Source organism: Allobosea sp. UC22_33 (assembly GCF_042700715.1).
Taxonomy (GTDB): domain Bacteria; phylum Pseudomonadota; class Alphaproteobacteria; order Rhizobiales; family Beijerinckiaceae; genus Allobosea.
Genome location: NZ_CP170556.1, coordinates 1,293,371 through 1,318,908, shown reverse-complemented (window position 1 = coordinate 1,318,908; position 25,538 = coordinate 1,293,371). Strand labels below are relative to the sequence as shown.

The window sequence follows — 25,538 nt, the reverse complement described above, 5'->3', positions numbered from 1 at the left end:
GATTGCACGCCATCCGCCCATGCGGCTTTTCCCTTGCGGCTGGAGCAGCAGCGGCTTAGCTCCGGCCCATGACCATATCCAACGACGACGAACTGCAGGCGCTGAAGGAGATCGGCGGCATCGTGGCACGCGCGCTCGCAGCCATGGGCAAGGCGATCGAGCCCGGCATGACCACGGCCGAGCTCGACACGATCGGCCGAGACTATCTCGAACGCCATGGTGCGCGCCCTGCCCCGGAACTCGCCTATGAATTCCCCGGCGCGACCTGCATCAGCGTCAACGAGGAGATCGCCCACGGCATTCCCGGCGCGCGGCGCATCCTTGCGGGCGATCTGATCAATATCGACGTCTCCGCCGAGAAGAACGGCTTCTTCGGCGATACCGGCGCGTCCTTCGCCGTGCCGCCGGTCAGGCCGAAGCTGGAGCGGCTCTGCCGCGACGGCCGGCGTGCGCTCTGGGCCGGCATCGGGCAGGTCGGCGCCGGCAAGCCGCTCGCCGGCATCGGCCAGGCGGTCGGGCGCTTCGCCGAGAAGAACGGCTATACGCTGGTGCGCAATCTCGCGAGCCATGGCGTCGGCCGCTCGCTCCACGAGGAACCGACGGAGATCGCGACATGGCCCGATCGCAGCGAGCGCCGGACGATGACGAACGGGCTCGTCTTCACCGTCGAGCCGTTCCTCTCGCTGGGCGCGGACTGGGCGGAGAATGCAGGGGAGGATCGCTGGACGCTCTACAGCGACCCTTGTGCGCCCACCGTTCAGTACGAGCATACCGTCGTCGCGACGCCGCGCGGCGCGGTGGTGCTGACCCTGCCCGGCTGAGGCTGGGTCAGCGCAACGCCATGTGCCGGCTCAGCCTGATTTCGAGCCGATCCCAGATGCGCCGGATGATCTCGACCAGCACAAGGTAGATCAGGGCCGCATAGAGATAGATCGAGAGATCGAAGGAGCGGGCGAAGGCGAGCCGGGTCGCGCCCATCAGGTCGAACAGCGTCACCAGCGAGACGATGGCACTCGACTTGATCATCACGATCAATTCGTTGCCGAGCGGGCGCAACGCCAGGATCATCGCCTGCGGCAGCACGACGAGGCGCAGCGTCGCCCAGCGATGCAGGCCGAGCGACAGCGCGCCCTCGAACTGGCCGCGCGGGACCGACTGGATGGCGCCGCGCAGGATCTCGGCCTGATAGGCGGCGGTGTTGATCGTGAAGGTGAAGGCCGCGCAATAGAACGGCTCGCGGAAGAACCACCACAGGCCAGTATCCTGCCAGAACTCGCGGAACTGGCCGAGCCCGTAATAGACCAGGAAGAGCTGGCAGAGCAGCGGCGTCCCGCGCAGGAAGGTGGTGTAGCCGCTGACCGCCATCCGTGCCCAGCGTGGGCCGTAGAGCCTGGTGACGGCGAGGCCGAGGGCCAGCACGAAGCCGATGGCAACCGAGATCGCCACCAGCTCGAAGGTGACCCAGAGGCCGCTCGCCATGCGGCAGCCGTAATTCTGCAGGACCTCGCTGCCGACGAGATAACCGGGATATTCGCACCAGTTCATCGCGTCGCTCCGCCGAAGGCGGCCTGGCCGCGATTGGTGCGCTGTTCGAGCTTGTCGATGCCCCAGGCGGAGATCAGCGAGAAGAAGAAATAGAGCAGCATCGCCGTACCGAAGAACAGGAACGGCTCCTTGGTCACGACATTGGCCCGCGTCGCGATGAACATGATGTCCTGCAGCGTGATCACCGAGATCAGCGAAGTCTCCTTCAGCAGCACCATCCAGTTATTGCCGAGGCCGGGCAGCGCGACGCGGATCAGTTGCGGGAAGACGACGAGGCGGAAAGCCTGCGCCTTCGACAGGCCGAGAGCCGAAGCCGCCTCGCGCTGGCCCTTCTGGATCGAATTCAGCGCACCGACCCAGACCTCGCTGGAGAAGGCGGCGAGCACGAGGCCGAGCGCGACCATGCCGGCGACGAAAGGCGGGATCGAGAAGCCGGTCCAGACCTTCTGCAGGAGCACCTGGATGCCGAAATAGATGATGTAGAGTGTGAGCAGCTCCGGCACACCGCGGAAGACGGTGGTGTAGATCGTCGCCAGCGCCCGCAGGATCACAGAGTCGGAGCGCTTCCACAGCGCGATGACGAGGCCGAGCGCCAGGCCGAACGGCAGGGTCGCAAGGGCGACCGAGATTGTGTTGGCAGCGCCTTGCAGCAGGGCCAAGCCCCAACCGCCGGCCCCGAAGCCAAGCAGAGCGAATTTGTCGAACATGGGAGGGCCGGCACGCGAGGACATGAAACCCGCCGGCCTTCAGGCGGCCGGCGGGTAAGCGTCAGCTAAAGTCAGCTCACTCGTACTTGAACCACTTGTCCTCGAGCTTCTTGTGCGAGCCGTCGGCCATGGTCTCGGCGATGGCCTTGCTGATCATGTCCCTCAGCGCCACGTCCGACTTGCGGACCGCGCCGGCGACGCCGGGGCCGTGGATGGCATTATCGCGGGTCACCTCGGCGATCTTCTTGCAGCAATCCTTACCCTTCCCCTTGAGGAAATCGGCAAGCGCGAGCGCGTCGGCGACGATGTAGTCGAGGCGGCCGTTGAGCAGGTCGAGATTGGCCTCTTCCTGGGTCGGGTAGAGACGCGCCGTCGAGTCCTTGTAGAACTTCTCGACATAATTGGCGTGGATCGTCGAGCCCTGCGCGCCGATCGACTTGCCCTTGAGCGCGGCCGGCGAGATGTCGTCGGACTTCGTGCTCTTCGGGCCGATCACCCAGATCGGGGTCTTGCTGTAGACCGAGGTGAAGTCGACCTGCTTCTTGCGCTCATCGGTCGCGTTCATGCCGGCGAAGATGACGTCATACTTGTTGGCCTGCAGCGCCGGGATGATGCCGTCCCAGTCCTGCACGACCCAGGTGCATTTCACCTTCATCTTCTCGCAGAGCAGGTTGCCGTAATCGATCTCGAAGCCCTCGAGCTCCTTCTTGGCGTTCAGGTTGTTGTAGGGCGGATAGGCGCCTTCGGTGCCGATCCGGATTTCCTTCCACTCCTTGGCCTGGGCGAGCGCCCCTGTCGCACCGACAACCGTCAACGCCGCCGCCGCGATGAAACGAACGAAACTCTTCATGGGACCTCCGCAGATTCAGCCGGCCGGTCTTGCTGTTGTCCCGGTCCGGTTCTGTCGCGACAGATTGGGCGCAGTTTCACCCCGCTCGCAAGAGGGAGCGATGCAGCTTTTCGCGGCTTGCACGCCCAAACGACCGGCGATGACCGGGGCACGACCAAAGAAGCAGAGGTGATGGGCGGGCCGGAAGGGCCCCGCCATCAGGTTCAGCGGCGCGCGTCGAGAACCGCGACGATCCAGATCGCGAGGCCGCCCAGCGCCAGCGCCGCACCGACCCAGCCGGTCGAGGTCCAGCCGTAGCCGGCAGCGATCGCCATGCCGCCGAGCCAGGGGCCGAGCGCATTGGCCGTGTTGAAGGCACTGTGGTTGAGCGCCGCTGCCAAAGTCTGGGCGTCGTCGGCGACGTCCATGAGGCGGGTCTGCAGCATGGCGCCGAGCCCGCCGCCGCTGCCGATCATGAAGATGACCAGCGAGACTGCCCAGATGTTCCCGGCCGCGAAGGGAAAGACCGCCAGCCAGAAGGCGCTCCAGAGCAGCATGCCTGCGGTCGCGGGAACGAGCGCACGATCGGCGGCCCAGCCGGCAACGAGCGTGCCGACCGTCAACCCCAGGCCGAAGATCGCCAGCACGACCGGGACCAGCGCCGGCGAGACCCCGGTCACCGCCATCAGCGTCGAGGCGACATAGGTGTAGACGGCGAAGAGGCCGCCGAAGCCGATCGCGCCGGTCGCCAGCGTCAGCCAGACCTGCCTGCGCTTCAGTGCTCCGAGTTCCCGCAACGGGCTCGCGCCCGGCTGCACCGTGTCGCGCGGCGCGAACAGAGCGATCAGGGCGACCGTCAGCAGCGCGAGGCCGGCGACGATCGCGAAGCCCGTGCGCCAGCCCAGCACCTGCCCCATCCAGCTCGCGGCGGGCACGCCGAGGATGGTCGCGACCGTCAGGCCGAGCATGACGCGCGCCACCGACTGCGCCCGGCGATTCGGCGCCGAAAGCGAGGCCGCGACCAGCGCCGCAACACCGAAATAGGCGCCATGCGGCAGGCCGCTCAGGAAGCGGAAGGCCAGCATCCAGTGATAGGTCGGTGCCAGCGCGCTTAGGGCGTTGCCGAGCGCGAAGAGGCCCATCAGGCCAATCAGCAGCGTGCGGCGCGGAATCCGGGCCGCCAGCACGGCGATCAGCGGCGCGCCGACAACGACGCCCAACGCATAGATGCTGATGACATGGCCCGCCGTCGGCTCGTCGATGCCGAGACCGACCGAGAAATACGGCAGCAGGCTCATCGTCGCGAATTCGGTGGTGCCAATGGCGAAGCCGCCCATGGCGAGCGCGAACAGCACGAGCCCTGCGGAGACAGGCGCATGGGAGGACGCGGACACGTCCAGGCTGCGATCATTCGCGGCGAGCGTCATAACGGGCCTTCACGGAAGGGCAGCGACAATGCTGCGACGCAACATGAAATAGCCATGCATCGTCGAACGATCAACGACGTGCATGGCGAGATTTCATGCAATCAGCGCATACCATTTTGGCTGCCGATGGTTCGGGCCGAATGCGCTATAAGGCGGCTCCCCGGACAAGCGAGAGCGACGTGATACCCTGGACCACCCTCGATACCGCAGCCTTGCCGGATGGCAGCGGCGACCTCCGGCTGAAGCAGCGCGGCACCGAATTCTCGATCATGCTCGGCAGCAACGAGCTGATGAACAGCCGCCTCAGCGGCTCGGAAGAGGCTCTGGCGACATTGGTCTGCGACAGGCTGGGAGGGCGCAGGCAGCCTCACATCCTGATCGGCGGGCTGGGCATGGGCTTCACGCTGCGGGGCGCGCTGGCCCATCTGCCCGATGATGCCGAGGTCGAGGTGGCCGAGCTGATCCCCGCGGTCGTCGCATGGGCACGCGGGCCGATGGCTCCGGTCTTCGCCGGCTGCCTCGACGATCCGCGCGTCAGGGTGAACGTCACCGACGTCGCCGCGGCGATCGCCAACGGCCAGGAACGCCACGACGCCATCCTGCTCGATGTCGACAATGGCCCGGAAGGACTGACCGTCGCCGGCAACGACCAGCTCTACGGAGCGGCAGGGCTGCACGCCGCCAAGGCCGCTCTCAGGCCCGGCGGCATCCTGGCAGTCTGGTCCTCGGGCCCGGACCATGGTTTCACGCGGCGCTTGCGCCAGGCTGGCTTCGCCACCGAGGAGGTGACCGCCCGTGCCCGCCGTACCGGCGGCGGCGCGCGCCATGTGATCTGGCTGGCGAGGCGCCCCTGAAAGAGGACGATTCCCCGCTCAGTTGACGAGGCAGAAGGTCTCGCAGGGAGCGGCCGTCACGGCCGTGGCGAAATCCGAGATCGCCTTCTGCGCTTCCGGCTTCAAAGTCGGGCGGACCGCCTGGAGGGCCGATACCAGCGCGCTACGATCCGGCGGAGCGAGAGCGCTGGCGATGCCGGCGGCATTCGCGGCGAAGGCCTGTGCGATCAACAGGCGATTCGCATCGCGCAGCTCGGGGCTGCGCAGCGCCAGCGCCGAGCCGACGACGATCTCCAGAAGGCCAAGTCGCATCTCCCGCAGGCCGCGCGCGCGCTCCTCGGTCTTGTCCTGGTCGTTCAGCTTGACGGCGAAATCGTTGATCGCCGACAGGGCACCGCCCGCGGCCTGGAGCAGGAAGACGCGCGTCCGGGTCAGTTCATCTTGAAACTCGACGGCATTCGCCGCCTGGTCCGGGGCCTTCCGGCCCGGCTGCGGCGAGAACAACGCATAGGCCTGCAGGATGCTGGTCTGCTTCTTCACGAAATCGAGCAGCGTCTCCATATCGCCGGCACCGTAGGGCGGCGTGCCGAGGATGGCCGAAACGTTCCAGACATCGGCCAGAACCTTGCCGTCGACCGGGTCCGACAGGCGCGGCAGGCTGGGCTTGCCGTCATACAGCTTGAACAGCGATTCGACGGAGGCGTAGGCCGCGTCCAGATAGGCCTTGCCATTGGCCGGCACCTCGGCGCGGGCAGCGGGGGCCAGCAGGCAGAGCGCGCCCAGCGCGGCAACCCGCGCGATCGATCGAATCCGAATCATGGTCTTCCTTTTCCCGCGGCGCGCGCTTCGGCCAGCAGGCAGAGCTCGGTGAAAAGCACCTGCGCCGCGCACTGCGCCGTATTGCTGGTCGCGTCATATTGCGGGGCGACTTCTACGACATCTGCGGCGACGATGTCGCGTCCCTTCAGCGCCCGCAGGATTGCCAGCGCCTCGCGCGGACTCAAGCCCCCGACTTCCGGCGTCCCCGTACCCGGCGCGAAGCCCGGATCGAGCGAATCGACATCGAAGGAGACATAGGTCGGCCCGTCGCCGATCACGGCGAGCGCCTTGGCGATCACGGCGTCCAAGCCGAGATCGTCGACCTCGTTGGCATGGATCACGGTCATGCCGGAACTCGTAGGAGAACTCCCAGAGATATTCGGCGCCGCCGCGGATGCCGATCTGGATCACGCGCTCGGGGTCGAGCACGCCGTCGAGCACGGCCTGACGGAACGGGCCGCCATGGTGGAACTTCGAACCCTCATAGGGGCCGGAGGTGTCGCAATGGGCGTCGATATGGACCATGCCGACCGGACGCTTCGCACCAACCGCCTTCAGGATCGAATAGGTGATCGAATGATCGCCGCCGACGGCGAGCGGCGAGACGCCGGCCTCGACGATCGCCCGGAAGGTCGCCTCGATATCCTCGTGGCAGCTCTCCAGCGAATAGCGCGAGCGGAAGGGCACGTCGCCGATATCGGCGGCCTTGAGCATGGTGAAGGGCGCGGTGCCCAGCGCATGGTCCATCGGCCCCATGCGCTCGATGGCGCGGACGGCGCGCGGGCCGAGACGGGCGCCGGCGCGGTTGGTGACGCCGAGATCCATCGGCACGCCGATGATCGCGACATCGAGTCCGCCGAGGCCGGGCGCGGTCAGGGCATCGGGGCGATAGGGCGCACCGAGGAAGGTCGCGACATCGGCGAAGGGCCATTTGCGCTTGTCGCCGGTGAACTGGGCCGCTGCCACCCTGGCGAAATGCGGATCGTGAATATCGCCGCCCCCGGCACCGGCATAACGCTGCCGCAGCTTCGCGAGCTTGTCGTGATCCATGCCGGCCTCCGCCTCACGCCCTTCCGCCGGGGATGCGTTCGAGCATCGTCACCGGCCCGTTCTGGTAATCGACCTGTCCGAAGCTCTTGTAGCCGAGCTTGTGCGCCACGCGGAAGGAGGGAAGATTTTCCGGCGCAATGATGCAGACGCTGCGCTTTTCGCCATGGGTCTCGCCGAACCAGCGATGGGCCGCAGCCGCGGCCTCGCCCGCATAGCCCTTGCCATGCGCCGCGCTCGCCATGATCCAGCCGGCCTCGGGCGCATTGTCGAAATCGGGAGACAGTCCGCGGCAACCGTCGAACAGGCCGACCTCGCCGACTAGGGCACCGCTGCTTTTCTCGACGACCGCGAACATGCCGTAGCCACGCAGGGCCCACTGGCCGACGAGGCGCGTCAGCCGGTGCCAGGCCTCCTCGCGGCTGAGGGCCCGGCCGCCGAGGAAACGGATGACGTCAAGGTCGCTGCGCATCGCATGGATCGCGTCGAGATCATCGATCTCGGGACGGCGCAGGTGCAGGTTTTCGGTCTCGATCATGCCCGCTTTAACCACCGCGGAAGATCCACGCCAAGACAAGGGCGCAAACTAGCCGAAAGTCGCAAGAATCGGCGATGAAATCCCTCGCGCTTCGAAAATCCATTCGCTACAACCCGATTCCGAACGCCGGGCGGCAGAAGCTGTTTCGAAACGCCCGCACCCGCCAGACATCCGAGGAGAGCCCCTAGATGAAGCGTCGTCAGTTTATCCAGACCGCCGCGGCCGGCGCCGCTGCGACCGCCGTCGCCATGCCGGCCGTCGCCCAGTCGAACCCGGAAATCAAATGGCGCCTGGCGTCGAGCTTCCCGAAATCCCTCGACACCATCTATGGCGGCGCCGAGGTCATGGCGAAGATGGTCTCCGACCTGACCGACGGGAAGTTCCAGATCCAGGTCTTCGCGGCCGGTGAAATCGTCCCGGCGCTGCAGGCGGCCGACGCGGTGACCAACAACACCGTCGAGATGTGCCATACCGTCTCGTACTACTATGTCGGCAAGGACCCGACCTTCGCTATCGCCGCCTCGGTGCCGTTCGGCCTCAACGCCCGCCAGCAGAACGCCTGGCTGTTCCAGAACGGCGGCAACGACCTGTTCAACGAGTTCTATAAGAAGTTCAACATTTACGGCCTGCCCTGCGGCAATACCGGCGCGCAGATGGGCGGCTGGTTCCGCAAGGAGATCAAGTCGGTCGCCGATATCCAGGGCCTGAAGATGCGCATCGGCGGCATCGCCGGCTCGGTCCTGCAGAAGCTCGGCCTCGTGCCGCAGCAGCTCGGCGGCGGCGACATCTACCCGGCGCTGGAGAAGGGCACGATCGACGGCGCCGAGTGGGTCGGCCCCTATGACGACGAGAAGCTCGGCTTCTCGAAGGTCGCCCCGTACTACTACTATCCGGGCTTCTGGGAGGGCGGGCCGACCGTCCACGCCTTCGTCAACCTGGAGAAGTGGAACGCCCTGCCGAAGGCCTACCAGGCCGCGCTGACCGCCGCCTGCACCTATGCCAACACGCAGATGGCGGCGAAGTACGACGTGGTGAACCCTCCGGCGCTGAAGCGTCTCGTCGCGGCCGGCACGCAGCTGCGTCCGTTCCCGCAGGACGTGATGGAAGCCTGCCTGAAGGCCTCCAACGAGCTCTATGCCGAGATCTCGGCCAAGAACCCGGACTTCAAGAAGGCGATCGAGGCCATGGCCGCCTTCCGCTCCGACCAGTATCTCTGGTGGCAGGTCGCCGAGCTCAGCTTCGACGTCTTCCAGGTCCGCACCCGCGCCCGCTGATCGCGCAGATGCGATAATCCATCGACGATGCAAGGCCCGGCGAAAGCCGGGCCTTGTTGCATTCCAGGGTCCGCTCTCTCCCCGCTCCTCCGATCATCGATCTCGGAGAAACAGGCTTCGACGCGGACTCATGACGAAATTGCATGATTGCCATGCAAATACCTCTTGCGCCGGCCAACGGACCTGCTTTCCTCTCAGGCGTTCGCGACGACCGGAAAACCGGCGCGCATTGCCTTTGAGGGAGGGCGGATTCGATGAAGCGTCGTCACTTTTTGAAGGTTGCCGGAGCCGGGGCCGCAGCGGGGGCGATAGCGAGCCCGGCAATCGCGCAAGCGATGCCCGAAGTGAAATGGCGCGTCACCTCGTCCTTCCCGAAATCGCTCGACACGATCTACGGCGCGTCCGAAGTGCTGGCGAAGGCTGTCTCCGAGGCGACCGACGGCAAGTTCCAGATCCAGGTCTTCGCAGCCGGCGAGATCGTGCCGGCGCTGCAGGCGGCGGATGCGGTCACCAATGGCACGGTCGAGATGTGCCACACCGCCTCCTACTACTATGTCGGCAAGGACCCGACCTTCGCCTTCGGCACCGCCGTGCCGTTCGGCCTTAATTCGCGCATGCAGAACGCCTGGTTCTACCATGGCGGCGGCAACGAGCTGCTCAACGAATTCTATCAGAAGTCGAACATCTATGCTTTGCCGGGCGGCAATACCGGCTGCCAGATGGGCGGCTGGTTCCGCAAGGAGCTGAAGACGGTCGCCGACCTGCAGGGCGTCAAGATGCGCATCGGCGGCTTCGCCGGGCAGGTGATGAGCAAGCTCGGCGTCGTGCCGCAGCAGATCGGCGGCGGCGACATCTATCCGGCGCTCGAAAAGGGCACGATCGACGCTGCCGAATGGGTCGGCCCGGCCGATGACGAGAAACTCGGCTTCAACAAGGTCGCGCCCTATTACTACTATCCCGGCTGGTGGGAGGGCGGAGCCTCGCTGCATTTCTTCATCAACACGAAGAAATGGGAGGAGCTGCCGAAGGTCTACAAGTCGCTGCTCACCACGGCCGCAGCCCATGCCAATATCGACATGCAGGCGAAATACGACGCGCGCAACCCGGCCGCGCTGAAGCGCCTCGTCGCCGCGGGCGCCCAGCTCAGGCCCTTCTCGCAGGAGATCCTGGAAGCCTGCCTGAAGGCCTCGAAGGAGGTCTATGCCGAGACATCCGCCAAGAATCCCGACTTCAAGAAGATCTACGATGCGATGGCGGCCTTCCGCGGCGACGAATACCTTTGGTTCCAGATCGCGGAATACACCTACGACAATTTCCTGATCCGCTCGCGCGTTTCGAACCAGCTCTGATTCAACGGAGCCGTAGCGCGAGGGATACTCACCCCGGCGCAAGCCGGGGTTTTTCTATGACGCAGCCCTGGCGGCGGCCTTGCCATAACAGCGCCTTGCTGGCTCAGTAGCGGGAGGCGTCGTCACGGATTTCAGCCAATGCTCCGCACCGCTCTTGCCTTGCTCATGACCGGCCTCGCGACGGCGGCCTCGGCGCAGTCGATCGGCGAGCCGCTGCCGCGGAAGCCCGCGCCGCATGAAGCCCCTGCCAAGCCAGGCCCGAAAGCCAGTTCCGCCGCCCGCCCCTGTCCCGAATATGGCGCTGGCTTCGTCCGGGTGGAGGGCTCCCAGTTCTGCGTCAAGGCCGGCGGGGCGGTTCGCGCCGAGTTCAGCAAGAGTTCGCACTCCGGAACCGGCAGCCGGACCGACGGCATGCTCTATCTCGAAAGCCGCGGCCAGACCGGGCTCGGCGAGGTTCGATCTGTGGTCAGCGTTCGCGGACAGGTAAATCGCGGCGTCGATTCCAGCCCGTTCCGTTACTGAGCCCGTCGGCTCAGCGCAGCAATCGCGCCACTTCCTGCCGCAGGACCGGCACGAGCTCCTCGTCGAACCACGGGTTGCGCTTGAGCCAAGCATTGTTGCGCCAGGACGGGTGTGGCAGCGGCAGGACGCGCGGAAAGACCGGCCGGGCGAGGATTTCGCGCCAGTTGGCGACGGTCGCGGAGAGATTGGCGGCCTCTTTCTGACCGAGATGCCAGCCCTGGGCGTAGCGCCCGATCGCCAGCACCAGTTCGATGCGCGGAAGCGCCGCGAAGACGCGGGCTCGCCAGATCGGCGCGCATTCCCGGCGCGGCGGCTTGTCGCCGCCCTTGGCATCGAGCCCCGGAAAGCAATGCCCCATCGGCACGACCGCGACCTTCGCCACATCGTAGAAGGCCGTCTCGTCGAGGCCGAGCCAGCTGCGCAAGCGCACGCCGGAGGGATCGGTAAAGGGCCTGCCGCTGGCATGGACCCGCGTGCCCGGTGCCTGGCCGGCGATGCAGATGCGCGCCGTCGCGGAAGCCTGGATGACCGGGCGGGGCTGATGCGGCAGCGGCGGCAGGTAGAGCGGCGCGTCGCGGCAGATGCGGCAGGCGTGCAGCTCCGCCAGAACCTCGTCGAGCGTCTCGCCAGCGCTCATCGACGCGCCAGTTGGGACCGCCCCGGGACCTGGGAGATCAGGCCGTCGCAAACCCAGTCCGACTTCTTCGCAGTGTAATTGTAGGGGTCGCCCTTCTCGATACGGGCAAGGCCGTTGATGCGCCCGCTCGGGCGGTTGCGGATGACGATGAGGTCGCCGCTGGTCTCGATGGTGAAGCAATAGGTGCGGCGCTTCTCCTGAGGGCCGTAATAGTAGCAGACGGCGTCCGGCGTCGTGATCCAGCAGGCATCGGTGTTCGTCACATGGCGGTTGTGCCCGCTCGCCCGGCCATCGGCGTGATGATATTCGCTGAACGGCAGATTGCTGCCGGAATAGCGGCCCGAGACGGTGTTGCCCTCGAAGAGCTGCTTGATCTGATCGCCGGTCAATCGCTCCACGGCCATGGCCTGGCTGGCGGCCAACAGGCCGAAAGCAGCAGCCGCGATGCGCGCCGAGCCGACCATCAACGCTGCGCCAGCTTGCGGCTCATCGGGGGCCCGGGCGCCCGCGAGATCAGCCCATCGCAATACCAGGGCGTGCCATTGTCCGTGTGACCGCGGGGATTGCCGAGCTCGACCTTGGCCAGCGCGTTGACCATGCCGTTGCCGCTATTGCGCAGGACATAGAGGTCGCCGCTCATCTCGACCGAGAAGCAATGCACCGTCCGGTCGCTCGGTGGGCCGTAGTAATAGCAGATGCGATCCGGCTTGGTGATCCAGCAGGCGTCGGTATTGGCCTGCCAGCCGTTATGGCCGAGAGCCTGGCCGTTGGGATCGTGGTACTCGGTGAAGAAGCCGCCATTGGTATAGCGGCCCGAGACCGTGTTGCCGCGGAAAGCGCGCTCGATCGCCTCGCCGCTCAGCCGTTCGGCAGCCGGCGCGAGCGACGGAAGGGCCAGGACGGCAAACAGGGCCAGGGCGAACCGGCGCATCAGACCTTCCAGCTCGGACGGCCGGACAATTCGCCATGCCAGCGGCGGATATGGACGAAATCCTCCGGCAACGGGATGCGCGACGGCTTCATGAAGTCGATGGCGATGCCGGCGGTGATATCGGCGACGGTGAGGACCTCGCCGCAGATGAAGGGATTGGCCGCGAGCTGCAATTCCAGCAGCCAGAGATGGTCGTCCATCTGGTCGCGGTTGGCCTCCGCCCATTCCGGCACCTGATCCTCCAGTTCCGCCATTGAGGGATGGCTGTGGCGGAAGACCGCGGCGACGCTGGCGAAGAGCCCAAGCTCGACACGACGGTTCCACATCTCGATCGTCGCCTGCTCCTTGGCATCGCGACCGAACATCGCCGGCTGCGGGTGAAGGGCCTCGATATAGCGGCAGATGGCGATGGTCTCGGCGAGCGCCGTGCCGTCGTCGAGCTCGAGGACGGGCAGGCGCTGGGCGGGATTGATCCGGGTGAAAGCCTCGGTCTTGTGTTCCTTTTTGGCGATGTCCACCGGCACGAGCTCCGGCAGCGGCACTCCCTTCTCCGCGAAGAAGATGCGGACCCGCCGTGGATTCGGCGCCCGACCGCCGTCATAGAGCTTCATCAGATCCTCTCCGTCTTCCGCCGTACCCGATCACGGCCCACGCCGGAAGGTCAACCGGATTGCCGGCGCTTCATGACGCGAGCATGGCGGAAAGCCTCAGCGCGGATGGCTGCGGCGCCACGCTTCCGGGCGCTCGAACTGCGTCGCCCAGATGCCCCGGCCGGCGGCCCGCGCCTCGTCCTCCTCGGCGCGATAGGCGCCGTAGGAGACCGCGTGACCCTCGCGCACCAGCGTCGCGTTGATATCGGTGTCGCCCTGCCGGCAGCGGGCGAGGCCGCGGCCGTAGCGGTCGGCCTTGCCGATCTCGCAATGCGTCACGCCGCGCGCCAGCATCGCCTGCAGGGCGCGCCGCGCCTCGCGCCCGCAGGCGACCGGCCTGCCGTCGCGCGCGGTGCAGCTCTGGCGGTATTCGGGCGCGTCGATTCCCTCCAGCCGCAGCTCCTCGCCGAGCAGCCGTACCGAATCGCCGTCGATGGCCTGGGCCGCGCCGACGAGTTCCCGCGCTGGGCCGAGCCGATACTGGAGGATCGCACCGGCCAGTCCGAGAAAACCGAGCAGGCCGAGCGCCACGACGAAGTCGACCGGCCGGCCGACACGGCGCCAGCCGAAGGGTCCATAGCGGGAGCGACCGAATCCGAAGGGAGCCATCAGGAAGAGCTTAACGATTTGGTGTCCATGATGGCGAGCCGGACCCTGCATGCCGCGGGGACCGAACGAGGATACACGCTCCCGATCATGACGGAAGTGACGGCCGAACAGGTGCAGCGCGGGCGCGGACCCGACCCCTCGGCCGTGGCACGCCGGAAGCTGGTCACGCGCGAGGTCAGGTCGGCGCGCGAACGGCTGACTTCCTCGACAGGGCTGGAACGCGCCTTCGACAACGAATTGCTGCGCGTCTTCGCGCAATACCGCATCGCCGGATCCGCGGGCACGCTGGTTCTCGTGCTCAGCATCGCCGCCGGAGCCTGCCTTTGGCTGCCGACCCCGATCGTCGCGGTCTGGAGCGGGGCGGTGCTGCTCACGGCGATGATCATCGTGCTGACGGCGCGGCGCTTCCTCGCAAAGCGCCCCGACGAGGTCCGGCTGAAGCTCTGGCGCCGGCTCTTCGCCCTCGCCGAGGGCATGCACGGCCTGGCCTGGTCACTGCTGCTGCTCATGCTCGTCCCGGTCGACGCGCCCGGCGCCAAGGTCTTCGTCACAACCGCCCTGCTGATCGTCAGCGCCCTGACCGTCATGCTCTCGGCAACGATTCCGATCGCGGTCTATGCCGGGCTGACGCCAATCATCCTCGGGATCATGGTGTTCTTCTGGGACCGGCGCGACATGGACAGCGTCACCATGGCGCTGATGGCGGCTTCGGCCCAGCTCTTCTTCATCTTCCTGGCCAACCGTCTCTATGCGAGTTCGGTCGCCTCGATCGTGTTCAGGGCCGAGAAGGACGCGCTGATCGCCGAGCTGGAGACCGCCAACGCCAATTCGGACGAGGCCCGGCGCAAGGCGGAAGAGGCCAATCTCGCCAAATCGCGCTTCCTCGCGACGATGAGTCATGAATTGCGCACACCGCTCAACGCCATCCTCGGCTTCTCCGAAGTGATGAAGAACGAGATCTTCGGCGGGCATGCCAACGCCGCCTACAAGGAATACTCGGCCGATATCCACGGCTCGGGCCAACACCTGCTCAACCTGATCAACGAAATCCTCGACCTCTCGCGCATCGAGGCCGGCAAATATGAGCTGAACGAGGAGGCACTCTCGCTTCCCAGCATCGTCGAGGACTGCCAGCACATGCTGGCGCTGCGCGCCAAGGCCAAGGGCCAGAGCATCCGCGCGCTGGCCGAGCCCAGCCTGCCGCGCGTCTGGGCCGATGAGCGCGCGATCCGGCAGGCCGTGCTCAACGTGCTCTCGAACGCGATCAAGTTCACGCCCCAGGGCGGCGAGATCACGATCAAGGTCGGCTGGACCGCGACCGGCGGGCAGTACGTCTCGGTCAGCGATACCGGCCCCGGCATCCCCGAGAACGAGATCCCGATCGTGATGCAGAGCTTCGGGCGCGGTTCGCTCGCGATCAAGACGGCCGAGCAGGGCTCGGGGCTCGGCCTGCCGATCGTCAAGGGGCTGATCGACCTGCATGGCGGCGGCTTCCATCTGAAGTCCAAACCGCGCGCCGGCACCGAGGTCACGATCACGCTACCGGCCGAGCGCGTGATGGACACGCTCGCCGCCCTGCCCGAGCCCAAGGCGAAGCCGCGCGCCGCCTGATCCTCCCGCCCGAATCTCGCCCCATCGCTCGGCGACATCCTGTCACCGCCTCGTCCAGACTTCTCCTCCAGCCTCTCGGACCCTCGGATCATGAACCGGAAAACGCGCGTCGCCGTGCTCTACGGCGGAAAGTCGGGCGAGCACGAGGTGTCGCTGAAATCGGCGGCCTCGGTCCTGCGCCATATCGACCGCGAGCGCTTCGAGCCCGTGCCGGTCAGCATCGACAAGCAGGGCCGCTGGCAATGCCACGACCTGCGCCTCATCGAAGGCACGAACAGCGACAGCCTGCCGATCCCCGCGGATTCGCCGATGATCCGATTGGAGCCGCAGGGCGAGCGCACCGCCATCCTGCCGGCTGACAACACTGCGCCGGTAATCGCGCCGGTCGATGTGGTCTTCCCGGTCATCCATGGCCCGCTCTGCGAGGACGGTGCGGTGCAGGGGCTGCTGGAACTTGCGGGTGCCGCCTATGTCGGCTCGGGCGTGCTGGCTTCGGCGGTCGGCATGCACAAGGACATCGCCAAGCGGCTGGCAGCGCTCGCCGGCCTGCCGGTCGCGCCCTATCTCGCCCTGTCGCGCCGCGACTGGCGCCGTGATCCGCAAGGCTCGGCCAAGGCTGCCGAGGAGCGGCTCACGCTCCCCATCTTCGTCAAGCCCTGCAACATGGGCTCGAGCGTCGGCGTCCATAAGGTGAAAAGCTGGGAGGCTCTCGGCGCCGCGCTCGACGACGCCTTCCAGTACGACACCAAGGTGCTGGTCGAGCAGGGCATCGACGCCCGCGAGATCGAGGTCGCCGTGCTCGACGGCGATCCGCCGGTGGCGAGCGTCGCCAGCGAGCTCAATGCCGGCCCGCAGCACGAATTCTACTCATACGAGGCCAAGTATATCGACCAGGACGGCGCCAGCGTCGACCTGCCGGCCAAGCTCGACGCCGAGCAGATGGCGCGCGTGCGGCAGCTCGCGGTCGACGCCTTCCTCGCGCTGGAATGCAGCGGGCTGGCGCGGGTCGACTTCTTCCTCGACCGCCGGAGCGGCGCCTTCTACTTCAACGAGATCAACACGCTGCCCGGCTTCACCGCGATCAGCATGTATCCGAAGATGATGGAGGCCTCCGGCCTGCCCTATCCGGCGCTGATCACGCGCCTGATCGAGCTGGCGCAGGAGCGCCATGCCGAGCGAGCGGGCTTGAAGACGGATTACGCGGGGTAGAGCGCCCCTGGCGTCATTCTCGGGCTTGACCCGAGAATCTCATGACGAGAAGGCACTGGTTTCCGAGATGCTCGGGTCAAGCCCGAGCATGACGGCGGAGAACGTCAATCCTTCCGCGCGACCTGCGCCTGCTCGAAGGTCGCCATGCCCGCATGGACCGAGGCCGCCGCCTTGACCAGGCCGGCGGCGAGTGCTGCGCCCGAGCCCTCGCCGAGGCGCATGTCGAGCGCCAGCAACGGCACCTTGCCCAGGCGCGCGAGCACATCGGCATGGGCGCCCTCGGCCGAGAGATGGCCGGCGATGCAGTGGTCGATGGTCGACGGCTCGATCGCGTGCAGGATCGCGGCGGCGGCCGTCACGACATAGCCGTCGAGGATCACCGGGATGCGCTGCGAGCGGGCGGCGATGATCGCCCCGCAGATCGCCGCGACCTCGCGCCCGCCGAGGCGGCGGAGCACTTCGAGCGGATCCTTGAGATGGGCGCGGTGCAGCGCCAAGCCTGCCTCCACCGCCGCGACCTTGCGCTTCAAGCCCTCGTCGTCGATGCCGGTGCCGCGGCCGCACCAATGCGCGGCGTCGCCGCCATAGAGCGCGGCGTAGATCGCCGCCGCCGAGGTGGTGTTGCCGATGCCCATCTCGCCCAGGCAAAGCAGGTCCGTGCCGCCGACGAGCGCCTCCATGCCGAAGGCCATGGTGGCGACGCAGGCGCGCTCGTCGAGCGCGTCGGTTTGCGTGAAATCGCCCGTGGGCAGGTCGAGCGCGAGATCGAAGACCTTGAAGCCGAGATCATAGGCCGCGCAGATCTGGTTGATCGCCGCGCCGCCGGCGGCGAAATTCTCCAGCATCTGGCGGGTCACCGCCTGCGGATAGGCCGAGACGCCTTGCGCCACCACGCCATGATTGCCGGCGAAGACGCAGACCAGCGGGCGCCGCACCTCCGGCGGGGCCTTGCCCTGCCAGGCGGCGAGCCATTCGGCGATCTCCTCCAGGCGGCCGAGGCTGCCGGCCGGCTTGGTGAGATTGGCGTCGCGGGCGCGGACCGCGTTTGCGGCTTCCATATCGGGACCGGGCATCGCGGCGATGAGGTCGCGGATATCGTCGAAGGGCAATCCGGAGGCGGCCATGGTCAAATCCATCACGCGAGAACGCCGCATCAGCGCATCGGCATGGCGGCAGGATTGACGCTGCTGCTATAGGGTCGGGAGCGTGAAGACAATCGAGCGAGACGACGCGGCAGGCATGGCAGAGGCCGAAACCACGAGCGAGGCGCCCCCGCCGGACTGGCCGGGCTGGGGAATCGCGACCGCGATCTGCCTGCGCTTCTGGTCGCGTTTGCCGGTGCCGCAGCTGCCGGGCGAGAGCGACAGGCATGGCGTCCCGGATTTCCGGGAGGTGCCCCGCGCCCTGCCCTTCGCGGCGCTGGTCATTGCCGCGCCGGCGGCGCTCGTCGCGCTGGGCGCAGGGCTGGCGGGCCTCAGCGGCTTCGTCGTCGCGGCGCTGGCGCTGACCGCGCTGGCGCTGACCACCGGCGCCTTCCACGAGGATGGGCTGGCGGATACCGCAGACGGATTGTTCGGCGGGCATACGGTCGAACGCCGGCTGGAGATCATGAAGGACAGCCGTATCGGCTCCTATGGCGCGCTGGCGCTGGGGCTTTCGCTGCTGCTGCGGGCGAGCCTGATCGCCATGATCCTCGACCGCTCGGGCACCTGGGCGGCGGCCGCCGCCTTGCTTGTCGCGGCGCCGTGGTCTCGCACTGAGGGCCTTTTCATGCTGGCGACCCAGCCGGCGGCACGCAGCAGCGGCGCGGCGGCGGCCGTCGGCCAGCCGACGGTGCTGACGGCGCGGATCGCGCTGGGCCTCAGCCTCTTCCTCGCGACCGGGATCGGACTGGCCGCGCAATTGCCGATCGCCGGTCTGCTGATCGGCTTCGCGCTGGCGCATGGCGCGGCGGCGGTATTGTCGCGGATGGCACGGCGCCTGATCGGCGGACAGACAGGCGATATCCTCGGCGCAGCCCAGCAACTTGCGGAGATCGCGATCTATCTCGGGCTGGCTCTCGCTCTGGGGTGGGCCGGGCGATGAGTGGTGCCTCGACGCCCTGCATCAAGGTCTGCGTGATCGATCCCGTGAGCAAGCTCTGCGAGGGCTGCGGACGAACCCTCGCCGAAATCGCGCAATGGGGCCGGCTGAGCGAGGCCGAGCGGCGGGCGATCATGGTGGTGTTGCCGGAGCGATTGGCCGATCAGAAAGGTTGAACGGCTGCGGGCATAAGGGCGCGATTCTGCCCGTCATTCCGGACAAGCCGCGGAGCGGCGCCGATCCGGAATCCATCCAAGGGCTCCGCGCTTGACGATGGATCCCGGGTCAAGCCCGGGACGACGGCGTGTTTCAGGAGCTTTTCGCACCCGCCAGATCGGCCAGCGCATCACCCGTCAGGCGATAGAACACCTTCTTGGGATAAGCCGCAGCGCCGAGGCCATCATAGAAGCGCAGCAGCGCCGCGTCGTCGGCATCGGCGGTCCAGTCGATGCGGCGGTGGCCACGCTCCAGGGCAAGCTCCGCCAGCGCCGCCATAAGCTTCCGGCCGAGCCCCGCTCCGCGCGCCGCATCGGCGACGTAGATCTCCTTGAGGAAGAAGCCGCTTTTCAGGCCCGGTCCCGGATAGAGATTGCAGGCCGAGGCGAAGCCAAGCACGGTCTCGCCCTTCATCGCAACGAGGATGTCGATGCCAGCCGGCAGCGCGGCCAGCCCCGCGAGGATATCGGCCAGCGACGGGCACGGCACGCTGTAATGGCCTTGCATCTCGACCATCAGCGCGGCCAGCGCCTTGTGGTCTGCGGGCTGCAGCAGCCGGATCGCGATCTCGCTCATGGCCGTTCGCCTCAGTGGATCAGCGACCAGACGAAGCGGCCGGCGACGACGAGCAGGAACAGGCCGAAGGCGATCTCGAGACGGCGCTTGGAAAGCCGATGCGCCAGACTGGCACCGATCGGCGCCGTCCAGATCGAGGTCGGGATGAACAGGATCATGCCGATCAGCGAGACATAGCCGAGCGAGAGCGGCGGCAGCGTGCCCAGGGCCATCTGCGGCCAACCGGCATAGATGAATCCGATCGCGCCGGGGATCGAGATCAGCACGCCGAGCCCCGAGGAGGTCGCGACCGCCTGGTGGATCGGCCGGCCGTAGAAGGTCATGAACAGACTGGAGAGCTGGCCGCCGCCGATGCCCATCAAGGCAGAGAGCACGCCGATCAGGCCACCATAGGCGACCATCAATGGCTTGCCGGGCATATCTTCGCCGAATTTCCAGCGGTCTGCGGCGAAGAGCAGGCGCAAGGCCGAGATCGTGGCGACCGCGACGAAGACGATCTTGAACAGATCGGCCGGCGCGAAGCGGGCGATCCAGCTGCCGACGAGCACGCCGACGATCACCGGCACGGCCCAGACCTTGAGGATCGAGAGATCGACCAGCCCCTTGGCCCGGTGCGCATTGAAGGAGCGGATCGAGGTCGGGATGATGATCGCGAGCGAGGTGCCGACGCTGAGCGGCATGCGCACCTCCTCCGCCACGCCGATGACGCGGAAGATCTCGTAGAGCACCGGCACGATGACCGCGCCGCCGCCGACGCCGAAGACGCCGGCCAGAAGCCCGGTCACCGCGCCGGCCAGCACGAGCGAGACGGCGAGGAAGGCGAGATCGCCGATGGGAATGCCAGCAAACATGATGAGGGATCCGGTGAAGCCGCCCGATCTCTCGGCTATTTGGCCAGCGGGGGCGAAGATGTCCCCGCTGGCGGCTCCCCGAATCCTGAGCCTCGCCGCGACCTCAGCCACGCCCGGTGTCGAAGATCGGCGCGAAGCCGCCATAGACGACGCGCTTGCCGTCGAAGGGCATCTTGAGCTCGGCCATGCGGGGGTCCGCCATGATCTTGCCCCAGGCGGCGGCGCGCACGTCCTTGGACGGCCACTCGACCCAGCTGAACACCACCGTCTCGCCGGCTTGCGCCTTCACCGCACCCTTGAAGTCGGTGAGCTTGCCGTCCGGCACGTCGTCGCCCCAGGCGTCGACGACGCGGCGGGCGCCGTATTCCTTGAACAGCGCCGCATGCCTGGCGGAGAAGTCGCGGTAATCGGCCTTGCGCTCGTCGGGCACCGCGACGAGGACGCCGTCGAGATAGCCCATCGCGCCGCCCTCGCCCTCGTCGAGGATCGGGGCGAAGCCGCCATAGATCATGCGCTTGCCGTCGAAGGACATGGCCTCGCCCATCGCCTTCATGCGCGGATCGCTCATGAGCTTCTCGTTGGCGGCGTCGCGCGTCGCCCGGTCGGGATATTCGAACCAGGAGAAGACCACGACCTCCTCCGGCGTCGCCTTCACCGCCCCCTTGAAATCCGTCACCTTGCCGTCGGGGACGTCGTCGCCCCAGGCCTCGACATGGCGCAGGACGCCGAACTCCTGGAACAGCGGCGCCGCATCGGCAGCCTGCTTGCGGTAGGCATCCTTGTTCGCCGCGGGGACTGCGACGACGAAACCTTCGACATAGGCCATTGCGCTTCTCCTTGTTCGCGACCGCAAGCGGCGGCCGCATCTGAAATGTTGATATCAACTCGATAGAGCCGCGGTGAATTGGCAAAACGGGGATCAGCCGCAGCAGGAGCTCACCGCGAGTTCCGGCTGGAAGCTGGCCGCGCCCAGCGGCTTGGCGGGGTAGCGGTCGTGATGGCGGACCCAGTCCATCGTCCCGACCTCGTTGCGCCCCTTCGGGGTCATGTCGAGGAAGTTGTGCGTGCCGATCAGGAGGTCGCCGCCGCGGGCATAGGTCGAGTAGGTGTGGAAGATATCGCCCGCCTCGTTGCGATAGAAGACGCTGAAGCCCGGCATCTCGCCGCTCTGCCCGTCATGCATAGCGTAGTTGTATTCGTAGCGGCCGGCCGCCTTTTCCTCCGGGCTCGGCGAGACGTGGAAATCGTGGTTGAAGTCGCTGTTCGCCGACGACACCCAGGGGAAATCCCAGCCCATGCGGTGCCGGAAGTTCTGGAACTCGGCATAGGGCGCCCGCGAGACCACGACGAGACTAACGTCGTGGTGCTTGAGGTGCCGGTTGGCGCCGTCGAAATGATCGGCGAGGAAGGAGCAGCTCGGGCAGCCCTCGCGGGCGCCTGGGCCGAACATGAAGTGATAGATGATCAACTGGCTGTTGCCGGCGAAGAGATCGCCTAGCGTGAGCCCGCCATCCCAGCCCTCGAATGTGTAGTTCTTCTCGATCCTGACCCAGGGCAGCGCGCGCCGCTCGGCCGAGAGCGCATCACGCCGGCGGGTCAGCTCCTTCTCGTTGGCGAGGTGGAGCTTGCGCGCGGCAAGCCACTCCTCACGGGATACGATCCTGTGTTCCATCGTCTCCTCTCCTCCAATGTCCGCCGGCGCGGTGCCGGCGGCTTCTTCGGCGCGGCGCGGATCATGCCGCGGCGCGCGGTCGCTCAGGCGAAATAGGCCTCGAGCTTGACCATGGTCCCCGTCCAGCCATGGGTGTGGCCACGGACGGCGGCATCGTCGGCGAGCTTCTCGTGCAGAAGCGTCAGGATCGTGCCGTCTCCGTCCGGCTTCAGCGTCACGGTGACCCGCGAGACGCGTTCCGGCGTGGTGATCCAGGACCAGCTGAAGACGAGGCGCTCGTTCTCGACGACCTCCAGATAGCGGCCGAGAACCTCGTGGCGCTCGCCGGTATTCTCGATCATCACGACGTGATAGGCGCCATCGACGCGCGGATCGATCTGCGCCTCCTGCGCCACGACATTCTCCGGGCCGAACCAGCGCACGAGCAGGTCCGGGTTGGTCCAGGCCTCGTAGACCTCGGCCGGCGACGCGTTGAGGCGACGCTTCATCGTCAGGCTTGGTGTCACCGGCTGATGCATCTGCCTCTCTCCGCCCTCAACTTTCGCCCTTGCGTCGCGCTTCGAGCAGCGCCTCCAGCGCATCGAGGCGCTCGGTCCAGAACCGCTGATAGCGCGCCAGCCAGCCCATCGCCTCCTCCATCGGCTCCGCGTTCAGATGGCAGGACACGGTGCGCCCCGCCTTGGTCCGGGTCAGCAACCCGGCATCCGAGAGGACGTCGAGATGCTTCATGATCGCCGGGAGCGAGACCGGAAACGGCTTCGCCAGCTCGCTCACGGAGAGCCCGTCCTCCCGCTCCAGGCGCGCCAGCAAGGCCCTCCGCGTCGGATCCGCCAAAGCGGAGAAGGTCCGGTCGAGCTGCGCATCTTGAAACTTAACCATTGAGTTAAGTGTAGACGCAAGCCACTTCGCGCGTCAAGCCGGTGTTGCGGGCGAAGGGTTTCGAGCCGGATCAGGCGGCCGCAGCGGCCTCATGGCGCGAGATATGGGCGATTGCGGCGCGCAGATCGTCCAGCGTCGCGTCAGCGCCGACGCAGCGCTCGGCGAGATGGCGGCGGAACATGCGCGCGCCCGGACGACCAGGAAACAACCCGACGAGATGGCGGGTGAAGGCATGCAGTCGCCCGCCCCGCTCCAGATGCGCGGCGAGATGCGGCTCCAGCGCCTCCAGCATTGCGAAGGCATCGGCCACCGGCGCCTCCTGGTCGAAGAGCAGCGGGTCGACCTGGAGCAGAATCTCGGGATTCTGATAGGCCTCGCGGCCGATCATCACACCGTCGAGCTTATCCAGATGAACCGGCCACTCCGCGGGAGCCTTGATGCCGCCGTTGATGGCGACCGGCAGATCGGGATTGGCGACCTTCAGGCGATAGGCGCGCTCATAGTCGAGTGGCGGGATCTCGCGGTTTTCCTTGGGCGAGAGCCCCTGCAGCCAGGCCTTGCGGGCATGGACGATGAGCGCATCGACGCCGGCCGCGCGGACCGAGGCGGTCAGCGCATCGAGCGCGGCTTCCGGGTCCTGATCGTCGACGCCGATGCGGCATTTCACCGTGACGGGGATCGCAACCGCCGCCTTCATCGCCGCGACGCAGTCGCCGACCAGAGCCGGCTCGCGCATCAGGCAAGCGCCGAAGGCCCCGCCCTGCACCCGGTCCGACGGGCAGCCGCAGTTCAGGTTGACCTCGTCATAACCGAAATCGGCGCCGATCTTCGCCGCTTCCGCCAGGAGCTTCGGATCGTTGCCGCCGAGCTGGAGCGCGACGGGGTGCTCCATCGCGTCGAAGCCGATCAGGCGCTCGCGATCGCCGCGGATCACGGCCTGTGCCGTCACCATCTCCGTGTAGAGCAACGCATGGCGCGACATCAGGCGGTGGATGACGCGGCAATGCCGGTCCGTCCAATCCATCATCGGCGCCACGGAAAATCTAAGAGATTGATATTTCTGCATTTTTAGTATCTTCAGATCTTCAGGTCACGTCGCATGCGCTCGATTGCACGCTACCACACGCCCCGTTTTTCGGTTTTCCGACGCGCGAGTGCATACGGAGCGCACACGAAATTGGCCACCTTCACTAAACTAAAACCCAGCTCTTGGAGAGCCCGGATCCGTCGCAAGGGGCAAGACCTCAACGCGACGCTTCTGCGCCGCAAGGATGCCGAGGCGTGGTTTTCGACATGGAGCGTCGTGAATACCCCCTAGATTTGAGGGCGCCTTCCTGCCTAATCCTGAGGCAAGAAGGCCATGATGGGGGCGGTGATCGCAGAGACGTTTCCAAGTGCGATGCCGTCGCGCAGATTTGCGAGCCGGGGTATCGCTTTGCGGAGGTGGCGAAGCGGCTCGGCGAATAGCCGTACCCGCGCTCTTCAAAACACCCATCCACGCCGTAAACCAGGAGCCTCGATGACCGACCTGCTCGTCGCCAATGTCCGCCCCGACGCGAAGACCACATCCGATATCCTCATCAAGGACGGCCGGATCGCCGCCATCGGACCGAACCTGCCGCGCGAGCCCGGGCTGCAGGTCCATGACGGCGCCGATGCCATCGCCATCGCTCCCTTCGTCGAGCCGCATGTGCATCTCGACAAGATCCTCTGGGGCTTGCCCTGGCACGGCATCAACGTCCCACGCACCCTGCGCGAGATGATCGACAACGAGGTCGAGATCCGCAGGAACCTGCCCTGGGGTGTCCCGGAGCGCGCCGGCAATCTCATGCGCCAATGCGTCGCGATGGGTTCGACGCATATCCGCAGCCACATCGATATCTCGACCGAGTACAAGCTGGACAACCTGCATGGTGTCCTCGAGGCCTGGGAAAAGACCAGGCACGCCGTCGGGCTGGAGCTGGTCGCCTTCCCGCAGACCGGCATGATGATCGACCCCGGCACGGCCGACCTGATGGAGGCGGCGCTCGACGAAGGCGCCTCCGTGATCGGCGGCATCGACCCGGGCGGCATCGATGGCGACCCGAAAGGCCATCTCGACACGATCTTCGACATCGCCAGCCGCAAGGGCGCCAAGATCGACATCCACCTGCACGAGGCCGGCGATCTCGGCCTGTTCGAGATGGGCCTGATCGTGGAGCGGACGAAGGCGCTGGGCCTGCAGGGACGCGTCGTCGTCAGCCACGCGTTCTGCCTCGGAGATCCCCAGCGCGACAAGGTCGAGCGCATGATCGACATGGTGGTCGAAGCCCGCATCGGCATCATCTCGTCCGTTCCCGGCGCCAATGTCTTTCCGCCGATGTTCGAGCTGGCGCGGCGTGGCGTGAAATGCGCCATCGCCTCGGATTCGCTGCGCGACACCTGGAACCCACACGGCAACGGCGACATGCTGGAGCGCTGCTGGCTGCTCGCCTACCGGACCGGCAGCCGGACCGACGACAAGCTGATCGAATGCCTCGGCATGGGCACCAGCAGAGGCGCCGAGCTGCTCGACCTGCAAGGCCATGGCCTGGAGATCGGCTGCGAGGGCAGCCTCGTCCTCATGGCAGGTGAAAACCTGGCCCAGATCGTCGTGGACCGGCCAAAGCGCGCCCTGGTGGTGAAGAACGGGCGCATCGTCGCCCGCGACGGCAAATGGGTCGACTGAAGACCGCATGACAGCAGA

At 66.8% G+C, this 25,538-nt stretch carries 29 protein-coding genes and 1 pseudogene; 10 read left to right on the top strand and 20 right to left on the bottom strand.

Translation table 11 applies throughout. The features are described 5' to 3' along the window. Nucleotides 1-68: 68 nt before the first annotated feature. Nucleotides 69-821 carry a type I methionyl aminopeptidase gene (map, locus tag ACFJGT_RS06225; protein WP_377846940.1) on the top strand — a complete coding sequence of 251 codons (753 nt, stop codon included), beginning with the start codon at nucleotides 69-71 and terminating at the stop codon, nucleotides 819-821. Nucleotides 822-828: 7 nt separating this feature from the next. Here map and ACFJGT_RS06220 read toward each other — a convergent pair whose 3' ends face one another. The 4 genes from ACFJGT_RS06220 to ACFJGT_RS06205 form a co-directional block, all read right to left on the bottom strand. Continuing rightward, nucleotides 829-1,545, bottom strand: coding sequence for an ABC transporter permease (locus ACFJGT_RS06220; RefSeq protein WP_377846938.1), 717 nt, complete (start codon nucleotides 1,543-1,545; stop codon nucleotides 829-831). Further along, entirely contained in the window at nucleotides 1,542-2,252 is a 711-nt protein-coding gene (locus ACFJGT_RS06215) for an ABC transporter permease (protein ID WP_377846936.1), read from the bottom strand. Before ACFJGT_RS06215 ends, ACFJGT_RS06220 begins: the two co-directional genes overlap by 4 nt. Nucleotides 2,253-2,328: 76 nt before the next feature. Continuing rightward, nucleotides 2,329-3,102, bottom strand: coding sequence for a transporter substrate-binding domain-containing protein (locus ACFJGT_RS06210; RefSeq protein WP_377846934.1), 774 nt, complete (start codon nucleotides 3,100-3,102; stop codon nucleotides 2,329-2,331). A 203-nt stretch (nucleotides 3,103-3,305) separates the two neighbouring features. Next, a complete protein-coding gene (locus ACFJGT_RS06205) occupies nucleotides 3,306-4,418 on the bottom strand; it encodes an MFS transporter (RefSeq protein WP_377848934.1) in 1,113 nt (370 codons plus the stop codon). A 269-nt stretch (nucleotides 4,419-4,687) separates the two neighbouring features. Here ACFJGT_RS06205 and ACFJGT_RS06200 point away from each other — a divergent pair, with 269 nt between their 5' ends. After that, the gene (locus tag ACFJGT_RS06200; protein ID WP_377846932.1) at nucleotides 4,688-5,362 is read left to right on the top strand and encodes a hypothetical protein; all 675 of its coding nucleotides are present in this window, start codon (nucleotides 4,688-4,690) and stop codon (nucleotides 5,360-5,362) included. Nucleotides 5,363-5,380: 18 nt separating this feature from the next. On the opposite strand, the gene ACFJGT_RS06195 is transcribed toward ACFJGT_RS06200, so the two are convergent. The 3 genes and pseudogenes from ACFJGT_RS06195 to ACFJGT_RS06185 form a co-directional block, all read right to left on the bottom strand. Continuing rightward, nucleotides 5,381-6,160, bottom strand: coding sequence for a hypothetical protein (locus ACFJGT_RS06195; protein ID WP_377846930.1), 780 nt, complete (start codon nucleotides 6,158-6,160; stop codon nucleotides 5,381-5,383). Then, nucleotides 6,157-7,210: pseudogene (gene speB / locus ACFJGT_RS06190) on the bottom strand (agmatinase). Before speB ends, ACFJGT_RS06195 begins: the two are co-directional and overlap by 4 nt. A 13-nt stretch (nucleotides 7,211-7,223) precedes the next feature. After that, on the bottom strand, nucleotides 7,224-7,745 hold the full coding sequence (locus ACFJGT_RS06185) for a GNAT family N-acetyltransferase (protein ID WP_377846928.1): 522 nt from the start codon (nucleotides 7,743-7,745) through the stop codon (nucleotides 7,224-7,226). Between the two features lie 188 nt (nucleotides 7,746-7,933). Here ACFJGT_RS06185 and ACFJGT_RS06180 point away from each other — a divergent pair, with 188 nt between their 5' ends. From ACFJGT_RS06180 to ACFJGT_RS06170, 3 genes are all read left to right on the top strand, one after another. Then, nucleotides 7,934-9,019, top strand: coding sequence for a TRAP transporter substrate-binding protein (locus tag ACFJGT_RS06180; protein ID WP_377846926.1), 1,086 nt, complete (start codon nucleotides 7,934-7,936; stop codon nucleotides 9,017-9,019). Between the two features lie 254 nt (nucleotides 9,020-9,273). Beyond that, a complete protein-coding gene (locus ACFJGT_RS06175; RefSeq protein WP_377846924.1) occupies nucleotides 9,274-10,368 on the top strand; it encodes a TRAP transporter substrate-binding protein in 1,095 nt (364 codons plus the stop codon). Nucleotides 10,369-10,506: 138 nt separating this feature from the next. Then, entirely contained in the window at nucleotides 10,507-10,890 is a 384-nt protein-coding gene (locus ACFJGT_RS06170; protein WP_377846923.1) for a hypothetical protein, read from the top strand. Nucleotides 10,891-10,900: 10 nt separating this feature from the next. On the opposite strand, the gene ACFJGT_RS06165 is transcribed toward ACFJGT_RS06170, so the two are convergent. From ACFJGT_RS06165 to ACFJGT_RS06145, 5 genes are all read right to left on the bottom strand, one after another. Then, nucleotides 10,901-11,527 (bottom strand): uracil-DNA glycosylase family protein, encoded by a 627-nt coding sequence (locus tag ACFJGT_RS06165; protein ID WP_377846921.1) that lies wholly within the window; start codon nucleotides 11,525-11,527, stop codon nucleotides 10,901-10,903. After that, nucleotides 11,524-11,991 carry a hypothetical protein gene (locus ACFJGT_RS06160; protein WP_377846919.1) on the bottom strand — a complete coding sequence of 156 codons (468 nt, stop codon included), beginning with the start codon at nucleotides 11,989-11,991 and terminating at the stop codon, nucleotides 11,524-11,526. Before ACFJGT_RS06160 ends, ACFJGT_RS06165 begins: the two co-directional genes overlap by 4 nt. Further along, nucleotides 11,991-12,458: a hypothetical protein gene (locus tag ACFJGT_RS06155; RefSeq protein WP_377846917.1), complete on the bottom strand. Its 468-nt coding sequence runs from the start codon at nucleotides 12,456-12,458 to the stop codon at nucleotides 11,991-11,993. Before ACFJGT_RS06155 ends, ACFJGT_RS06160 begins: the two co-directional genes overlap by 1 nt. Continuing rightward, nucleotides 12,458-13,069, bottom strand: coding sequence for a glutathione S-transferase family protein (locus tag ACFJGT_RS06150; RefSeq protein WP_377846915.1), 612 nt, complete (start codon nucleotides 13,067-13,069; stop codon nucleotides 12,458-12,460). The genes ACFJGT_RS06155 and ACFJGT_RS06150 overlap by 1 nt, the downstream gene beginning before the upstream one ends. A 96-nt stretch (nucleotides 13,070-13,165) precedes the next feature. Beyond that, nucleotides 13,166-13,717 (bottom strand): thermonuclease family protein, encoded by a 552-nt coding sequence (locus ACFJGT_RS06145; RefSeq protein WP_377846913.1) that lies wholly within the window; start codon nucleotides 13,715-13,717, stop codon nucleotides 13,166-13,168. Nucleotides 13,718-13,804: 87 nt separating this feature from the next. Here ACFJGT_RS06145 and ACFJGT_RS06140 point away from each other — a divergent pair, with 87 nt between their 5' ends. Then, nucleotides 13,805-15,328 carry a sensor histidine kinase gene (locus ACFJGT_RS06140; RefSeq protein WP_377846911.1) on the top strand — a complete coding sequence of 508 codons (1,524 nt, stop codon included), beginning with the start codon at nucleotides 13,805-13,807 and terminating at the stop codon, nucleotides 15,326-15,328. Nucleotides 15,329-15,418: 90 nt separating this feature from the next. Continuing rightward, the gene (locus ACFJGT_RS06135) at nucleotides 15,419-16,537 is read left to right on the top strand and encodes a D-alanine--D-alanine ligase family protein (RefSeq protein WP_377846909.1); all 1,119 of its coding nucleotides are present in this window, start codon (nucleotides 15,419-15,421) and stop codon (nucleotides 16,535-16,537) included. Between the two features lie 104 nt (nucleotides 16,538-16,641). On the opposite strand, the gene cobT is transcribed toward ACFJGT_RS06135, so the two are convergent. Then, nucleotides 16,642-17,691 carry a nicotinate-nucleotide--dimethylbenzimidazole phosphoribosyltransferase gene (gene cobT, locus ACFJGT_RS06130; protein WP_377846907.1) on the bottom strand — a complete coding sequence of 350 codons (1,050 nt, stop codon included), beginning with the start codon at nucleotides 17,689-17,691 and terminating at the stop codon, nucleotides 16,642-16,644. Nucleotides 17,692-17,776: 85 nt separating this feature from the next. On the opposite strand from cobT, the gene ACFJGT_RS06125 reads away from it, so the two are divergent. Beyond that, nucleotides 17,777-18,622: an adenosylcobinamide-GDP ribazoletransferase gene (locus tag ACFJGT_RS06125; protein WP_377846905.1), complete on the top strand. Its 846-nt coding sequence runs from the start codon at nucleotides 17,777-17,779 to the stop codon at nucleotides 18,620-18,622. Then, the gene (locus ACFJGT_RS06120) at nucleotides 18,619-18,795 is read left to right on the top strand and encodes a DUF1289 domain-containing protein (RefSeq protein ID WP_377846903.1); all 177 of its coding nucleotides are present in this window, start codon (nucleotides 18,619-18,621) and stop codon (nucleotides 18,793-18,795) included. The genes ACFJGT_RS06125 and ACFJGT_RS06120 overlap by 4 nt, the downstream gene beginning before the upstream one ends. Nucleotides 18,796-18,928: 133 nt before the next feature. On the opposite strand, the gene ACFJGT_RS06115 is transcribed toward ACFJGT_RS06120, so the two are convergent. The 7 genes from ACFJGT_RS06115 to dusA form a co-directional block, all read right to left on the bottom strand. Continuing rightward, a complete protein-coding gene (locus ACFJGT_RS06115; RefSeq protein ID WP_377846901.1) occupies nucleotides 18,929-19,411 on the bottom strand; it encodes a GNAT family N-acetyltransferase in 483 nt (160 codons plus the stop codon). A gap of 11 nt (nucleotides 19,412-19,422) precedes the next feature. Next, nucleotides 19,423-20,262, bottom strand: a complete 840-nt coding sequence (locus tag ACFJGT_RS06110; protein WP_377846898.1) for a sulfite exporter TauE/SafE family protein — start codon at nucleotides 20,260-20,262, stop codon at nucleotides 19,423-19,425. A gap of 103 nt (nucleotides 20,263-20,365) precedes the next feature. Continuing rightward, entirely contained in the window at nucleotides 20,366-21,088 is a 723-nt protein-coding gene (locus ACFJGT_RS06105; RefSeq protein ID WP_377846896.1) for a DUF1428 domain-containing protein, read from the bottom strand. Between the two features lie 93 nt (nucleotides 21,089-21,181). Further along, on the bottom strand, nucleotides 21,182-21,934 hold the full coding sequence (locus ACFJGT_RS06100) for a DUF899 domain-containing protein (RefSeq protein WP_377846894.1): 753 nt from the start codon (nucleotides 21,932-21,934) through the stop codon (nucleotides 21,182-21,184). A gap of 83 nt (nucleotides 21,935-22,017) precedes the next feature. After that, complete coding sequence (locus ACFJGT_RS06095) at nucleotides 22,018-22,452, bottom strand: SRPBCC domain-containing protein (protein WP_377846892.1); 435 nt, start codon at nucleotides 22,450-22,452, stop codon at nucleotides 22,018-22,020. Between the two features lie 16 nt (nucleotides 22,453-22,468). After that, nucleotides 22,469-22,744: a helix-turn-helix domain-containing protein gene (locus tag ACFJGT_RS06090; RefSeq protein WP_336814896.1), complete on the bottom strand. Its 276-nt coding sequence runs from the start codon at nucleotides 22,742-22,744 to the stop codon at nucleotides 22,469-22,471. A gap of 139 nt (nucleotides 22,745-22,883) precedes the next feature. After that, on the bottom strand, nucleotides 22,884-23,879 hold the full coding sequence (dusA, locus tag ACFJGT_RS06085) for a tRNA dihydrouridine(20/20a) synthase DusA (protein WP_377846890.1): 996 nt from the start codon (nucleotides 23,877-23,879) through the stop codon (nucleotides 22,884-22,886). A 453-nt stretch (nucleotides 23,880-24,332) separates the two neighbouring features. Here dusA and ACFJGT_RS06080 point away from each other — a divergent pair, with 453 nt between their 5' ends. Continuing rightward, entirely contained in the window at nucleotides 24,333-25,520 is a 1,188-nt protein-coding gene (locus tag ACFJGT_RS06080; protein ID WP_377846888.1) for an amidohydrolase, read from the top strand. Nucleotides 25,521-25,538: the final 18 nt, after the last annotated feature.

Excerpts from the sequence above, each read along its gene's own strand:
- ACFJGT_RS06170 (WP_377846923.1), top strand. The coding sequence starts at position 10,507 with ATGCTCCGCACCGCTCTTGCCTTGCTCATGACCGGCCTCGCGACGGCG.
- ACFJGT_RS06135 (WP_377846909.1), top strand. The coding sequence starts at position 15,419 with ATGAACCGGAAAACGCGCGTCGCCGTGCTCTACGGCGGAAAGTCGGGC.
- ACFJGT_RS06080 (WP_377846888.1), top strand. The coding sequence starts at position 24,333 with ATGACCGACCTGCTCGTCGCCAATGTCCGCCCCGACGCGAAGACCACA.
- ACFJGT_RS06125 (WP_377846905.1), top strand. The coding sequence starts at position 17,777 with ATGGCAGAGGCCGAAACCACGAGCGAGGCGCCCCCGCCGGACTGGCCG.
- ACFJGT_RS06095 (WP_377846892.1), bottom strand. The coding sequence starts at position 22,452 with ATGCATCAGCCGGTGACACCAAGCCTGACGATGAAGCGTCGCCTCAAC.
- ACFJGT_RS06145 (WP_377846913.1), bottom strand. The coding sequence starts at position 13,717 with ATGGCTCCCTTCGGATTCGGTCGCTCCCGCTATGGACCCTTCGGCTGG.
- ACFJGT_RS06220 (WP_377846938.1), bottom strand. The coding sequence starts at position 1,545 with ATGAACTGGTGCGAATATCCCGGTTATCTCGTCGGCAGCGAGGTCCTG.
- ACFJGT_RS06100 (WP_377846894.1), bottom strand. The coding sequence starts at position 21,934 with ATGGAACACAGGATCGTATCCCGTGAGGAGTGGCTTGCCGCGCGCAAG.
- ACFJGT_RS06155 (WP_377846917.1), bottom strand. The coding sequence starts at position 12,458 with ATGCGCCGGTTCGCCCTGGCCCTGTTTGCCGTCCTGGCCCTTCCGTCG.
- map (WP_377846940.1), top strand. The coding sequence starts at position 69 with ATGACCATATCCAACGACGACGAACTGCAGGCGCTGAAGGAGATCGGC.
- ACFJGT_RS06205 (WP_377848934.1), bottom strand. The coding sequence starts at position 4,418 with ATGGGCGGCTTCGCCATTGGCACCACCGAATTCGCGACGATGAGCCTG.
- ACFJGT_RS06150 (WP_377846915.1), bottom strand. The coding sequence starts at position 13,069 with ATGAAGCTCTATGACGGCGGTCGGGCGCCGAATCCACGGCGGGTCCGC.
- ACFJGT_RS06180 (WP_377846926.1), top strand. The coding sequence starts at position 7,934 with ATGAAGCGTCGTCAGTTTATCCAGACCGCCGCGGCCGGCGCCGCTGCG.
- ACFJGT_RS06175 (WP_377846924.1), top strand. The coding sequence starts at position 9,274 with ATGAAGCGTCGTCACTTTTTGAAGGTTGCCGGAGCCGGGGCCGCAGCG.
- ACFJGT_RS06140 (WP_377846911.1), top strand. The coding sequence starts at position 13,805 with ATGACGGAAGTGACGGCCGAACAGGTGCAGCGCGGGCGCGGACCCGAC.
- cobT (WP_377846907.1), bottom strand. The coding sequence starts at position 17,691 with ATGCGGCGTTCTCGCGTGATGGATTTGACCATGGCCGCCTCCGGATTG.
- dusA (WP_377846890.1), bottom strand. The coding sequence starts at position 23,879 with ATGCAGAAATATCAATCTCTTAGATTTTCCGTGGCGCCGATGATGGAT.
- ACFJGT_RS06105 (WP_377846896.1), bottom strand. The coding sequence starts at position 21,088 with ATGGCCTATGTCGAAGGTTTCGTCGTCGCAGTCCCCGCGGCGAACAAG.
- ACFJGT_RS06120 (WP_377846903.1), top strand. The coding sequence starts at position 18,619 with ATGAGTGGTGCCTCGACGCCCTGCATCAAGGTCTGCGTGATCGATCCC.
- ACFJGT_RS06165 (WP_377846921.1), bottom strand. The coding sequence starts at position 11,527 with ATGAGCGCTGGCGAGACGCTCGACGAGGTTCTGGCGGAGCTGCACGCC.
- ACFJGT_RS06115 (WP_377846901.1), bottom strand. The coding sequence starts at position 19,411 with ATGAGCGAGATCGCGATCCGGCTGCTGCAGCCCGCAGACCACAAGGCG.
- ACFJGT_RS06215 (WP_377846936.1), bottom strand. The coding sequence starts at position 2,252 with ATGTTCGACAAATTCGCTCTGCTTGGCTTCGGGGCCGGCGGTTGGGGC.
- ACFJGT_RS06195 (WP_377846930.1), bottom strand. The coding sequence starts at position 6,160 with ATGATTCGGATTCGATCGATCGCGCGGGTTGCCGCGCTGGGCGCGCTC.
- ACFJGT_RS06210 (WP_377846934.1), bottom strand. The coding sequence starts at position 3,102 with ATGAAGAGTTTCGTTCGTTTCATCGCGGCGGCGGCGTTGACGGTTGTC.
- ACFJGT_RS06185 (WP_377846928.1), bottom strand. The coding sequence starts at position 7,745 with ATGATCGAGACCGAAAACCTGCACCTGCGCCGTCCCGAGATCGATGAT.
- ACFJGT_RS06110 (WP_377846898.1), bottom strand. The coding sequence starts at position 20,262 with ATGTTTGCTGGCATTCCCATCGGCGATCTCGCCTTCCTCGCCGTCTCG.
- ACFJGT_RS06160 (WP_377846919.1), bottom strand. The coding sequence starts at position 11,991 with ATGGTCGGCTCGGCGCGCATCGCGGCTGCTGCTTTCGGCCTGTTGGCC.